The following is a 12,906-nucleotide window of genomic DNA, read 5'->3' on the forward strand; positions in this document are numbered from 1 at the left end:
TCTATAAAAAAATGAACACAGCGTCTCCTTGCCAGGGGACGCTGTTTTTGTATGAATTTGTCGGACGATTTTACTTAATTTAGAAGCGCCAGCTCTTTATAATAGAAGAGTACTCCGATATTGTGCGAAAAGGCAAAATCGTTGAAAAACGATGACGCAAAACTAAAGGGGCTAAGGGAAGGACTCCTATGCCAGCCAGTTGTCGAATACGATTTCGTACAATTTGATAGAGGAGGAAGAAATATGCCGTTATACAGTATGAAAGAAATTTGGACACCATTAAAATGGGTGGGCATCAAGTTTTTCAAGACGCTGGATGAAGGTGACTATTTTGTAAAGGTTGGAAATAATCCGAGAAAGAAAATAGGCTGACGATTGTGTATTGTATATGTTGAATTTTTTCCTTTGGGTTTTGAAACACGGTGGAAAAGCCGCCCTGCAGGCAGAGCGGTTTTTTGCTTATATTTTAAACACCCCCAACGGTCTATTATTCTTTTATTCTCCCTGTGCTATACTAGTTTCAAAAAGCAGGGAGGCTTTCCATGAAAAGGATACACATCTGGCTGCTGGCATTAATGCTCGTTTTTCCGTCACTTGCGCAGGCAGCAGTGACAGAGGAATTTGCGGTTTCAAATGGGGTGACCTACACCGAAATCGTCGAAGAAGGCACGGTGCCGCAGTCGGTCAGGGTAATGGAGATTGATACGAAAGATCCGTATACAAAGGTCGAAGCCGGTGTGCCGGACCCGTTAAATAAGCTGGTGCAAACGTCCAAGCAGGCACTGGCTGCGAGCGAGGAAGGGCATGAGGTGATCGGAGCGATCAACGGTTCGTTTTTTAACCGGGAGCCGATGCCGCTGTATTTTGTTGCGATCGATCAATATTTAGTGAACGGCGGCATGGTGGAAGCAAGCAAGGATGAATTTGTCAGCGAGATGATCGCCTTTGGCATGAACAAGGCGGGCAAAGGGCAAATTGATCACTATTCTACGGACTTTACATATTCGCACAATGGGGCGAAAAGAACGATGGCTGGACATAACGGACAGCGCCATCCGAATTCAACGATGGTGTACACGCCGAATTTCTCATCCGGTGTGACGACAACGAATGCGTATGGATATGAAGTGCTGGTGGCAGGAGTGGAGGACCCCTCTCTTCGTTTCGGGGAGTCGTTAACCGGCAAGGTTGTCGGGTTCCGTCCGTACGGGCAAGCAGCAGGGGCAGTGATTCCAAAGGATGGTTTTGTTTTATCCGCACATGGCACAGAAGCAGAAGCGCTCCGCCAGATGAAGCTTGGCGATTCGGTTTCCGTGTCTGTGAATGTGGATGAAAAATGGCAGGGAGCCGATTTTATGATTGGCAGCGGACCGATGCTGGTGAAGGATGGCAAGGTCGCGCTGAGCATGAATCCGAACAGTGCTAAAGCGCGTGAAAAAGCGCCGCGCACCGCTGTAGCCATTGACAAAACAGGCGATAAGGTTGCTTTTATTACAGTTGATGGACGTCAGCCGGGCTATAGCACCGGCATGAGCTTGTCCGAGTTTGCGTCGTATATTCAATCACTCGGCTATGACCGGGCGCTGAATATGGACGGCGGCGGGTCAACAACGATGCTGGCACGTGAGCCGGGAGACTTCACGGCAACAATTCAAAACAAGCCGTCTGATCCGTGGGGCGAACGGCCGGTTTCTACTTTTTTAATGGCCATTACAACAGCTCCAAAAGGGGTGCCGACAACGATCAATGCGTCGCTTTCAACGAGCGGACCCCTTGAGATTGGCGAATCGGCCACGGTGAGGATTTCGTCGATTTTAGATGAGTATGGAAATCCAGTAACGCTTGACAATGTGGCGATTTCGTCTGATTTAGGCACAGTAGCCGGCACGGTTTTTACGGCTTCGAAAGCAGGCAGCGGCTTTATTTCGGTGAAAAAAGGAGCGGCTGAGGTAAAGCTGCCGATTGCCGTCAAGGAAGAGGTACGACTGTTTAGCGACGTGCCGAACGACTTCCGGGCAGCCGATGATATTGCTTCGCTCGTGAGCCAGGACATTATTAGCGGCTATCCGGACGGAACATTTCAGCCACAAGCCACGCTGACGCGGGTGCAGGCCGCAATTATGCTGCAGCGGGCACTGAAGCTGCCTGTGGATGAAGTGAAAAATCCAGGCTTCACCGATGTGCCGGAAACATACAGATCATACGGAAGCATCGCCGCTGTGACCGAGGCGGGTGTTATGTTCGGGCGGACGGACGGCACGTTTGATCCGCAGGCGCAGCTTACTCGGGCGGAAATGGCGGCTGTGCTGCACCGGGCCTTTAAGCTTCCGGCAGCGGAAAAAAACATCTTTTTGGATAATTACGCAGGGACGTTTGCTTACAGCTCGGTGAATGCACTTGCTGCTGCCGGGATTACCCAGGGCTTCCCAGACGGCACATTTAGACCGTCTGCAAACATTACCCGCGCCGATTTCAGCATCTTCTTGAATCGCGCCAATTAGCTGACTGCCGGTACTGAATGTGCAGCACGATTTCGCGCAAGGATGGACCGGATTATTGTCAGATGGACCGGAATCGAACGAGCTATGACCGGAAAAGAGGGAATCCGGTCGTAGGCTTGTGCATTCCGGTCTATTTGGTGTTTTTCCGGTCATGGCCGCCTTTCTGAAAGAATATATGTTCTTGTTTAGAGAAATGTGCTATAATAGCTTCATTAAAGCCAATCGTTTTTAAAATTGGAGTGGAACGGATCATACTGACACCCTGGCTTTGATAAATGCTGACAGCAGCCGACGGTATAAATGACAGGAAAGGGTGTTCAGGATGGAGGAAAAACAGTTATTGCAGGAGCTTCTAACAGAGGTCCGTGGAATCAAGACGGATATGAAGGATTTTAAGCAGGAGGTCAACCAGCGATTTGACCAGGTAGACGAACGCTTTAATCAAGTAGACGAGAAGTTCATCCAGGTAGACGAACGCTTTAATCGAGTAGACGAGAAGTTTATCCAGATAGACGGACGCTTTAATCGAGTAGACGAGAAGTTTATCCAGGTAGACGAACGCTTTAATCAGATGGATGAGAAGTTTGACCAGGTAGACGGCCGATTAGCCAATTTAGAGAATGGCCAGGAAGAATTAAAAGGGATGATCAAGCACAGTTTTACGCTCATGACGGAAAATATGACGAATATTCGTCGTGATTTTCGCCAGCATGCGCAGGATACAAAAGCGGATATTGATTTGCTGTTCAGGGAAACTGAAGAATTAAAGCGCAAAACGAACCGCTTTGAACAGCGGCTCGGTCATTAATATAAAGGATTGTCTGGCTTGCCTTTTTTAAAGGATAAGCCAGTTTTTATTTTGCTGTAAATTCCATAATTATGGTATAATGGTATGGTTTTATTTTAATAGCAAGTGGAGGATGTTGTGTTGAAAAAATGTATTTTATTTATCCTGCTGCTGGTTGTGTTTGCCGGAGCAAATGGCGGTACGGCTAAAGCGGCAGATCCCATTTCGGCTAAAGTAATTGCTTCTTCCGTAACGGTACGGGATAACGCAACCCCGAGGGCAAAAATAATCGGTTCGCTGCCGAAGTATACGGTTTTATCCGTGTATGGAACGGCGGCAGGCGGCTGGTCGGAGATCCGTTTTAAAAATAAAAAAGCATATGTGCCGTCCAGCCAGCTGAAAACGACGAAGTCCACGATCGTGGTGGCGTTCGGCGACAGCAATACGCAAGGCACGAACTGGAAGCAGAACCCTGCCTACGCCCAGTCTGATAAATGGGTGACAAAGCTGCAGCAGACATATGGTGCGGTAAATGGAGGAATAGGGGGCGATACGTCTGTGATGGGACGGGCCCGGTTTCAAAAGGATGTAGTCAGCAAACGGCCGGATGCGGTGACGATTATGTTCGGCACAAATGATGCGGTCATTCGGGCTAACGGGCAGTCGCGTGTATCAAAGGCGCAGTTTGAACAAAACATCCGGTATTTCACCGACACACTGAAAGCGAAAAAGGTGCGTGTCATTTTGATGACGACACCGCCGGTCGTACAGGGGCTTTATTATAAGCGCTACGACGAGAACTTATATATAAGATATAAAGGCGCTCGCTTATGGCATGATTCGTATAACGCAATCGTTCGTAAAGTGGCAAAGGAAAAAAAGGTTACGCTTATTGACAACTATCAGAATATGACCAAGTTTGCGGGAGGCGCTGCAGACGGAAAGCTCATTCAGTCAGGGTTAATTGATTCTTCCGGCACCCACTTGACACCAAGGGGAGCAGAAATGATCTATCAGTCCGTTAACCGTGTCTTGAGCAAATAACGGAAGAGCCCCCCTCAACTGGATGCGAATTTAATTTTATGAAAATATTGGTATTTATTTGAAAAAAATAATTGAATGATTCTTTAACTTTTCTGATTTTCTCCGATAAATAAGTAGGTACATAGATACCGAAAATTGAAAAGGCAAATCTGTGGAAATGCAGAGACGCAAAACTACAGGGGCTAACCCGAACGGTATGCCAGCCAGTTACCTTGGAGGATGTTCATCATGAAGAAATCTGCAGCTAAGTTGTTCACGGCTGTTCTTGCTGCTGCTTCCATTAGCCCAATGGGAGCGCTCGCCGCGCAGGAGCAGGAACAGAAAGTCATTGTCATATTTGATGAAAAAGTTGATAAAACCGCTATTGCGAAGGCCGATGGAGAAATAGACCAGTCGTTTAAGCAGCTGCCGATTGCGGCTGTCACCCTTCCTGCTCACGAAGTTCAAGAGCTTAAGCAGGACCCGGATGTTTTGCGAGTCGAAAAGGATATTCTTGTTCACACTTCCGTACAATCGCTCGACTGGGGGATTGGAGCAGCCAATATTCCTGCTTCCTGGAATGCCGGGCTTACAGGAAAGGGTGTTAAAATCGCCGTTGTGGATACCGGTATTGCACCGCATGCCGACTTGGCGGTAGCGGGAGGAAAATCCTTTGTGCCGTATACGTCTTCTTACGAGGATGATAATGGACACGGAACGCACGTGGCCGGCATCATTGGAGCAGAGGATAATGGGTTTGGAACAAAGGGCGCTGCGCCGGAAGCGGACTTGTATGCGGTAAAATCACTAAATAAAGACGGCTCCGGTCATTTATCCAGCATTTTAGCGGGGATTGACTGGGCGATTACGAATAAAATGAACATTATTAATGTCAGTCTTGGAACACAAACGCATTCAACGGCTTTTCAATCTATTGTGGATAAAGCGTACGCGAACGGCGTTTTGGTCGTGGCGGCAGCCGGGAATGACGGCACAGCAGGAGGCACCGGGGATACGGTAGATTATCCCGCACGATACTCATCTGTGATTGCAGTGGGCGCGGTAGATTCTTCTTTAAAGCGTGCGTCTTTTTCCTCGACCGGGAGCACAGTGGAAATCGCAGCGCCGGGGCAAAGCATTGTAGCGACGTATTTAAATAACGGATACGCTAGAATGAGCGGAACATCAATGGCTGCACCCTATGTCTCTGGTCAGCTGGCGTTAATGAAGCAAAGTAATCCATCTGCCGATCCTGCGCTTCTTCGTATGATGCTGGCGAACACAAGTAAAGATTTAGGGACTGCTGGAAGAGATTCGTGGTATGGAGCCGGATTGATACAGGCGCCTTCTGCCAGAGCGGCACAAACGGTCCAGGCTTCTCTGGTCATCTCTAAATTGTCCGCGAGCGTGTCAGCCGTTTACGCACTTCCGGGTGAAGCGCCTGTCATCGCGGTCACAGCTTTATATAAAGATGGACAAAAAGCAGACCGGACAAAAGACGCCGTCTGGACATCAAGCAATCCCGATGTCGCGACTGTTGAAGCCGGTGCTGTGACTGTCCACCAATTTGGCAAAGCGGTGCTTCAGGCAGCGGACAATGGCAAAACAGTGAAAATTTCTTTGGATTCGACCGTTCGATCAGCTGCTGCCAGCCAAACAGCTGTCACCGGTAAACCGACGGAGACGAAAGCGATTAAGCTGACAGCTGTACGAGCAAATGGAAGCAAAGCGGATGTAACGGCATTGGCACAGTGGAAATCGGAGAATGAAGCGATCGCCACCGTTCAGCAAGGCAGCATCACGATACAGAAGTATGGAAAAACAGCTGTAGCTGCTTCATATGGAGGAAAAACAGCGAAAGTAGCTGTTGATTCAACCGTACGAAGCTTAACGGTCAGCACGAGGAAAGTAGCCGGAAAGCCGGGAACAACGAAAAGGATCGCTGTGACAGCAGTTCTGACCGGAGGACAGAAGGTAGATGTTACTCCTTATGTAACCTGGAAGGTGTTAAACCAGCAAGTGGCGACAGTTCACAATGATGTGATTACCATTTCTCAGTACGGGAAGACATACGCTGCCCCGATGTTTATGGGGAAAACAGCGAATATATTAATTGAAAGCAAAAAATAAACTCCCTTTGCCCGGCTTTTAAGAGCCGGGCTTTTTCAATGTGATTTTTTGTACTTGATAAAGGCCAGGTACTTTTGAAATTCTTCAAAATCCTCTTTTGTAATCCCTTCCTCCAAGCCATTTTTCAACAAATCCATCCATTCCTGATTGATCTCTTCCTTTCCTTCTTCCTGCTCCTGGTCAATAAAATAATTCGGAGAGGTGTCCAGCGCGGCGGCAATTTTTGAAATGATGTGAAGAGAAGGGTTGGTTTCTGGATTTTTTTCTAAATACGATAAGTAGGATTTTGAGATTTGCGCTTTTTTGGCTAACTGTGTAATGGAATATCCCTTTTGAATACGTAAATATTTGAGTTTAACCCCTATCATCTTCTCGCGCTCCTTTACTCGTCAATTAATATTCATTATAACGCACAAAAATAAAATAAGATATTGAAAAAAGGGAAGTAAACCTTCTCTATTAGCATATATTGTTCTTGATAAAGAACAAATAAGTCTAAAGAACTATTATAGCTTTGAAAACTGTATGGTATACTCATTTTACAAATCGTTCTTTATAAAGAACAAAACAGAACGAAAAAAGATGGGAGAGAAAAAGCGAGATTATGGTTTACAAATGATGGGCGGGTCACTATAATATTCTTTATAAAGAACAAAAGTGTTTTTTATAAAGAACAGAAAGCACCTGGACTTATGGAAATGGCCAATATTGAAGGTGGGGGAGGACAGCTATGAACTATCGAAAAAGAATGATCATGATGTCGCTGGTGGATACGTTCCTTGTCTGTGCCGCTGTTTTTGCAGGAATGCAGCTTGTCAATGGACAGCCTGGCAGTGCGGTGGGAACAACGCTGCTGCTGCTGGCCGGATATCACGCGTTTGCTTTCTATTATAGGTTATCAAAAAAAGCCTGGTCGTACGCAAGCACCGGGGAAATGATGGCGCTCATAAAGACGATCACGCTGGCAGCCGCCCTTACAACGACTGTTCATTGGCTGTTCGGGGACACGGCGGCCATTCGGCTGACGATCGTTTCGTGGCTGCTCCTGCTTCTGTTCATGGGAACGCTGCGTTTTTCAGAACGATTAATTCGGGATGTCGAGCTGGTGAAAAGCAAGCGGAAAAAGCGGACGCTCATTGTCGGGGCTGGCTCAGCGGGGACGCTGGTCGTTCGGCAGCTGCTCCGGGACCGGCACACGAATCTGGTTCCAGCTGCTTTCGTCGATGACGACCAGCGCAAAAACGGGCTTCAACTGCTGGGTATTCCGATTGTTGGCCGTATAGATGACATTGAACAGGTGGCAAAGGCGCATCACATTAACCATATCGTGATTGCCATTCCATCCCTCGGCAAAAAAGAGCTGGACCGCATTTACGCCATTTGTCAGCGGACAGACATCAAAACACAGATTTTACCGAGAATCGAGCAGCTGATTTTGGACAAGGGTCCGCTGCCGAAGCTTGAGGATATACGGCCTGAGGAGCTGCTGGCACGGGAGCCGGTCACGCTGAATACAGATGACATTGCCGAATCGGTCACTGGAAAGGTAGTGCTGGTGACGGGAGCAGGAGGATCAATCGGTTCAGAAATCTGCCGCCAGCTGTGCCAGTTTAAGCCGTCCTTGCTTCTGCTGCTCGGACACGGTGAAAACAGCATATACACAATCGAGATGGAGCTTCGGGAAAAGGTGGGAAGCGACTTTGACCTTATCCCGGTTATCGCTGACGTGCAGGATCGTGACCGCATCTTCCAGGTCGTGAATCAGTACAGGCCTTCTGTTATTTATCATGCGGCCGCTCACAAGCACGTACCGCTGATGGAGGTGAACCCGCATGAAGCGGTGAAAAACAACGTCATCGGCACGAAAAATGTGGCTGAGGCTGCGGCGGAGTTCGAGGTTGAAAATTTCGTGATGGTGTCGTCCGATAAAGCCGTTAAGCCAACGAGTGTGATGGGCGCAACAAAGCGGGTGGCAGAAATGATCGTCCAGCACATGGACCGGATCAGCCGCACAAACTTCGTAGCGGTTCGGTTCGGGAACGTGCTCGGCAGCCGTGGAAGTGTGATTCCGCTTTTTAAAAGCCAGATCGAGCGCGGGGGGCCGGTGACGATTACACACCCGGATATGGAGCGGTACTTTATGACAATTCCAGAAGCATCGCGGCTCGTTATTCAAGCGGGTGCTCTTGCCAAAGGCGGCGAAATTTTCGTTCTGGATATGGGAGAGCCGGTGAAAATTGTGGATCTGGCCAAAAATTTAATCCAGCTGTCCGGCTACACACTGGATGAAATCGGCATTCGCTACACCGGCATGAGACCGGGGGAAAAGCTGTATGAGGAGCTGCTGAATGCCAATGAAATTCACGAGGAACAAATTTACCCGAAAATTTATATTGGAAAATCAACGGCCCAGGATATGAGGTGGGTGGAGTACTTGCTGGTTCAATTCGCGCTGCTCGAAGGAAGCGCGCTGTCTGCCCTGCTGCTTGATATCGCTCATCACCGGATGAAAAACCAGCCGAACTTAATTGCGGCCATCCAGTAAAACGAAAATGAACATGGAGTGTGAGGGAAATGGCTCTTATTTCAACAAGCGAAAAGCGGATTTATTTATCACCGCCGCACATGAGCGGTCAGGAACAGCACTATGTGCAGGAAGCCTTTGAAACAAACTGGATTGCACCGCTTGGACCGAATGTGGATGAATTTGAGCGCAGAATGGCGGCGTACGCCGGGACAAAAGGAAGTGTCGCCGTGAACTCAGGGACGGCAGCGATTCATCTGGCACTGCTTTTGTTAGGGGTCCAAAAAGGAGATGCGGTGTTTTGCTCCACGTTGACTTTTGTGGCGAGTGCAAACCCGATTGTGTACCTCGGCGCGGAGCCGGTGTTTATTGATTCGGACGAGGATTCATGGAACATGTCGCCGCGTGCGCTGGAGCGGGCCCTTCATGAAGCGCAGAAAAACAACCGGCTGCCGAAAGCGGTCATTATCGTTCATTTGTACGGACAAAGTGCCAAAATGCATGAGCTCGTTTCGATTTGCAGGCATTACGGTGTGGCCATTGTGGAGGATGCGGCGGAGTCTCTTGGCTCGGAATACGGCGGACAAAAAAGCGGCAGCATGGGGGACTTCGGCATTTATTCCTTTAACGGCAATAAAATCATTACGACGTCAGGCGGCGGCATGCTGATCTCCAACGATACAGACAAGCTGTCCCACGCCCGCAATCTGGCGGCGCAGGCACGCGATCCTGTTCCGCATTATCAGCATCAGGAAACCGGCTACAACTACCGGATGAGCAACGTGCTCGCCGGAATCGGCATTGCGCAGCTCGCGGTGCTAGATGAGCGGGTTGAGGCAAAACGTGCTCACTTTGTTCGTTATAAAGAATCGCTGGGGGCTATTGAAGGCATCCGGTTTGCGGAAGAAATTACCGGCAGCAAGTCCAACAGGTGGCTGTCGACGCTCACCGTGGATGAATTCGTGACCGGCCTGCGGGTGAGCGCACTGATCGTCGCACTGGAGAAAGAAAACATTGAAGCGCGGCACGTATGGAAGCCGCTGCATACACAGCCTTTGTTTAAAGGCTGCCAGTACTTTTCTCATCGCGAGGAGGAAAGCATTTCAGACCGGCTGTTTGCAAGCGGCCTCTGTCTTCCGTCTGGATCAGGCATGACGGCCGAGGAACAGGACCGGGTCATCGGTGTCATTCAAACGCAGTACAAGCTTCGCTTTAACAAATAAGGAGGGTGTCTATGGCCATTCTGGTAACAGGCGGTGCCGGCTACATCGGCAGTCATACATGTGTGGAGCTTTTGGAAGCCGGGCATGATGTCGTCGTCATTGACAATTTATCCAACAGCAGCCTGGAGGTCATTCATCGGGTCCAAAAAATGACGGGCAAAACGGTCGCCTTTTATGAAGGAGATTTAGTGAACCGTCCGCTGCTCGAGCAGGTTTTCGCCAGGCACCCAATTGAAGCGGTCGTTCATTTTGCGGGATTAAAGGCGGTAGGGGAATCAGTTGAAAAGCCCAACTGGTACTATTACACGAACCTCATCAGCACGCTGCACCTGCTGCAGGTGATGGAGAAATACGCGGTCCGGAAGCTGGTGTTCAGTTCTTCCGCCACCGTGTACGGAGCAAGCAGCGACATGCCGATCCGGGAAAATGCGAACCGGCAGGCGGTGAACCCGTATGGGCGGACAAAGCTCATGATTGAAGAAATGCTGGAGGATCATTACCGGGCTAATCCGGACTGGCGCTTTGTTATCCTTCGCTATTTTAATCCGATCGGTGCCCATCCGAGCGGCTTCATTGGGGAAGATCCTGCCGGACAGCCGAACAATTTAATGCCGTATGTCACGCAGGTGGCTGTTAAAAAAAGGCCGGTGCTGCATGTGTTCGGCCAGGATTATCCAACGCCTGATGGAACTGGGGTGCGCGATTACATTCACGTCGTAGATCTTGCTGCCGGGCACATCCAGGCGTTGAAGAAAACAGACGAGCCCGGCTGTTTTGCGTACAACCTGGGAACAGGGCGCGGGTACAGCGTGCTGGAGGTGATCCGGACCTTCGAGGAAGCAACCGGGCAGTCGGTTCCGTACCGCATGCAGGCAAGACGGCAGGGAGATGCGGCTGTCTGTTATGCGGATGCTGAAAAAGCGAAAAGAGAATTGAACTGGGAGGCGGTCAGAAGTCTTCAGGACATGTGCCGGGACGCCTGGCGCTGGCAGGTCCGGAATCCGAACGGCTATGGCAAAAACGAGTATTTGAAGTCAAGCGGCTGAACATAAAATGAGCAGATGAAAGGCGGGAGCGTGATGAATGTGCAGCAAAAAAGTGTAAATGAGTTTCTGCGGATTCTGGCAAGAAGATGGGCGGTTATTACAGCGATTACGCTGTTTTTCACAGCGAGTGCAGGCTTGATCAGCTTTTTCGTTTTATCACCGGAATATGAAGCAACAGCCAAGGTGCTTGTCAATGAAATAAACGCGGAAACCGCCACGGACACAGGGGATGCCGCAACGTCCTTCTACCAAATGGAAACATCCTTTAAGCTGTTTGAAACCTTTATGGTGATCGCCCAGAGCCCTCAGGTGCTGGATAAAGTAGTGGACAATTTAGGGCTGCGGGATTCGTACAGCCAGATGAGCGAAAAAGTCGCAATTGACCGTGTAGGTGAATCACTCGTTATTGAAATTAAAGCAAATGCCAGCAATCCGAATGAGGCCGTCAACATCGTGAATGAGATTTCAAAGGTGCTGAATCAGGAAATCAGCAAAATTTACGGCGAAAATCAGCTGTCGGTGTTGAAAACGGGCGGTGAAGGAGACGTGGTGACGCCGGTGAATCCAAAGCCGATGCTCAATATGATCGCTGCCTTCCTGGCTGGACTCGTCATTTCCGTTGTGGTGGCTTCACTGCTGGAATGGTTTAAAAAGCCGCAAATCCAGCCGGCACAGCCGCAAGCGCAAAAGGGACCGGTATTCAACAGCAAACTTTTCAGCAAGTAACGAGCAGTCCACTAAAAAAGAGAAGAGGGATTGGATGTCTAACATCAGAAAAGCGATTATTCCAGCGGCCGGTCTTGGGACACGGTTTTTGCCGGCAACAAAGGCCATGCCGAAAGAAATGCTGCCGATTGTGGATAAGCCGACCATTCAATACATCGTAGAAGAAGCCATTGCATCCGGCATTGATGAAATCATTATTGTGACCGGCAAGGGCAAGCGGGCGATTGAAGATCACTTTGACCGGCACGGGGAGCTTGAAGAGCATTTGCTGGAAAAGGAAAAGTTCGCGCTGCTGGAGGAAATCCGCCATATCTCCAAGATGGTCGATATCCACTACATTCGCCAGAAGGAACCGAAAGGCCTCGGCCACGCGGTCTGGTGCGCCCGTCACTTTATTGGAAACGAGCCGTTTGCGGTGCTGCTCGGCGATGACATTGTGCAGGCGGATGTACCGTGCATGAAGCAAATGATGGATGTATACGAGCAAACTCAGTCGTCGGTGATCGGCGTGAAAAAGGTGCCGATGGAGGAAGTAAGCCGGTACGGGATTGCGGCAGCTGAATCGTGCGGTCCGCGCCTTCACGAAGTAACGGAGCTTGTGGAAAAGCCGGCTGTGGAAGAAGCGCCTTCTGACCTGGCGATTATGGGACGCTACATTTTAACGCCGAAAATATTCGATTTGCTGGAAGGACAGGAGCGCGGGGTTGGCGGCGAGGTTCAGCTGACGGATGCCATTGCCAGTCTGCAAGCCTTTGAGCAGGTGTTTGCTTACGAATTTGACGGAAACCGCTACGATGTTGGGGAAAAGATGGGCTTTGTGCAGACGACCATCGAATTTGCACTTCAAAAGCCAGAGTTGAGAGAGCCGCTGCTCCACTACTTGACGGCTCTTGTAGAAACAGAAGCGAAAAAAAGCCGCTGGCAGGAACGAATGGCGTAACAGCCT

The 12,906-nt window shown here is 49.5% G+C and carries 11 protein-coding genes and 2 riboswitches; of the genes, 10 read left to right on the forward strand and 1 reads right to left on the reverse strand.

The window, feature by feature from the left end:
- Positions 1-121: 121 nt before the first annotated feature.
- A riboswitch (cyclic di-GMP riboswitch) is annotated at positions 122-207 on the forward strand.
- A gap of 36 nt (positions 208-243) precedes the next feature.
- The 5 genes from BW952_RS19780 to BW952_RS05175 all read left to right on the forward strand — a co-directional run bounded on the left by BW952_RS19780 (position 244) and on the right by BW952_RS05175 (position 6,441).
- Positions 244-372: a hypothetical protein gene (locus tag BW952_RS19780; RefSeq protein ID WP_269430729.1), complete on the forward strand. Its 129-nt coding sequence runs from the start codon at positions 244-246 to the stop codon at positions 370-372.
- Between the two features lie 170 nt (positions 373-542).
- Entirely contained in the window at positions 543-2,501 is a 1,959-nt protein-coding gene (locus tag BW952_RS05160; protein WP_045850720.1) for an S-layer homology domain-containing protein, read from the forward strand.
- A gap of 322 nt (positions 2,502-2,823) precedes the next feature.
- Positions 2,824-3,309, forward strand: a complete 486-nt coding sequence (locus tag BW952_RS05165; RefSeq protein WP_052698430.1) for a hypothetical protein — start codon at positions 2,824-2,826, stop codon at positions 3,307-3,309.
- 120 nt (positions 3,310-3,429) lie between these two features.
- Entirely contained in the window at positions 3,430-4,332 is a 903-nt protein-coding gene (locus BW952_RS05170; protein ID WP_231581378.1) for an SGNH/GDSL hydrolase family protein, read from the forward strand.
- 132 nt (positions 4,333-4,464) lie between these two features.
- Positions 4,465-4,547, forward strand: a riboswitch (cyclic di-GMP riboswitch).
- 13 nt (positions 4,548-4,560) lie between these two features.
- Positions 4,561-6,441 (forward strand): S8 family peptidase, encoded by a 1,881-nt coding sequence (locus tag BW952_RS05175; RefSeq protein WP_052698431.1) that lies wholly within the window; start codon positions 4,561-4,563, stop codon positions 6,439-6,441.
- A 35-nt stretch (positions 6,442-6,476) separates the two neighbouring features.
- On the opposite strand, the gene BW952_RS05180 is transcribed toward BW952_RS05175, so the two are convergent.
- Positions 6,477-6,809: a helix-turn-helix domain-containing protein gene (locus BW952_RS05180; protein ID WP_045850721.1), complete on the reverse strand. Its 333-nt coding sequence runs from the start codon at positions 6,807-6,809 to the stop codon at positions 6,477-6,479.
- A 362-nt stretch (positions 6,810-7,171) separates the two neighbouring features.
- Here BW952_RS05180 and BW952_RS05185 point away from each other — a divergent pair, with 362 nt between their 5' ends.
- Genes BW952_RS05185 through galU form a run of 5 tightly spaced genes read left to right on the forward strand, consistent with a single transcriptional unit; the run spans position 7,172 to position 12,900 of the window.
- Positions 7,172-8,986, forward strand: a complete 1,815-nt coding sequence (locus BW952_RS05185) for a polysaccharide biosynthesis protein (RefSeq protein WP_045850722.1) — start codon at positions 7,172-7,174, stop codon at positions 8,984-8,986.
- 29 nt (positions 8,987-9,015) lie between these two features.
- Positions 9,016-10,188 (forward strand): aminotransferase class I/II-fold pyridoxal phosphate-dependent enzyme, encoded by a 1,173-nt coding sequence (locus BW952_RS05190; RefSeq protein WP_045850723.1) that lies wholly within the window; start codon positions 9,016-9,018, stop codon positions 10,186-10,188.
- Between the two features lie 11 nt (positions 10,189-10,199).
- Complete coding sequence (gene galE, locus BW952_RS05195; protein WP_045850724.1) at positions 10,200-11,234, forward strand: UDP-glucose 4-epimerase GalE; 1,035 nt, start codon at positions 10,200-10,202, stop codon at positions 11,232-11,234.
- Positions 11,235-11,267: 33 nt separating this feature from the next.
- Positions 11,268-11,960, forward strand: coding sequence for a YveK family protein (locus BW952_RS05200; RefSeq protein ID WP_045850725.1), 693 nt, complete (start codon positions 11,268-11,270; stop codon positions 11,958-11,960).
- Between the two features lie 34 nt (positions 11,961-11,994).
- On the forward strand, positions 11,995-12,900 hold the full coding sequence (galU, locus tag BW952_RS05205) for a UTP--glucose-1-phosphate uridylyltransferase GalU (RefSeq protein ID WP_045850726.1): 906 nt from the start codon (positions 11,995-11,997) through the stop codon (positions 12,898-12,900).
- Positions 12,901-12,906: the final 6 nt, after the last annotated feature.

Source organism: Domibacillus enclensis (assembly GCF_900156125.1).
Taxonomy (GTDB): domain Bacteria; phylum Bacillota; class Bacilli; order Bacillales; family Domibacillaceae; genus Domibacillus; species Domibacillus enclensis.

Coding starts and splice junctions, on each gene's coding strand:
- BW952_RS19780 (WP_269430729.1), top strand. CDS start 244: ATGCCGTTATACAGTATGAAAGAAATTTGGACACCATTAAAATGGGTG.
- BW952_RS05160 (WP_045850720.1), top strand. CDS start 543: ATGAAAAGGATACACATCTGGCTGCTGGCATTAATGCTCGTTTTTCCG.
- BW952_RS05165 (WP_052698430.1), top strand. CDS start 2,824: ATGGAGGAAAAACAGTTATTGCAGGAGCTTCTAACAGAGGTCCGTGGA.
- BW952_RS05175 (WP_052698431.1), top strand. CDS start 4,561: ATGAAGAAATCTGCAGCTAAGTTGTTCACGGCTGTTCTTGCTGCTGCT.
- BW952_RS05180 (WP_045850721.1), bottom strand. CDS start 6,809: ATGATAGGGGTTAAACTCAAATATTTACGTATTCAAAAGGGATATTCC.
- BW952_RS05185 (WP_045850722.1), top strand. CDS start 7,172: ATGAACTATCGAAAAAGAATGATCATGATGTCGCTGGTGGATACGTTC.
- BW952_RS05190 (WP_045850723.1), top strand. CDS start 9,016: ATGGCTCTTATTTCAACAAGCGAAAAGCGGATTTATTTATCACCGCCG.
- galE (WP_045850724.1), top strand. CDS start 10,200: ATGGCCATTCTGGTAACAGGCGGTGCCGGCTACATCGGCAGTCATACA.
- BW952_RS05200 (WP_045850725.1), top strand. CDS start 11,268: ATGAATGTGCAGCAAAAAAGTGTAAATGAGTTTCTGCGGATTCTGGCA.
- galU (WP_045850726.1), top strand. CDS start 11,995: ATGTCTAACATCAGAAAAGCGATTATTCCAGCGGCCGGTCTTGGGACA.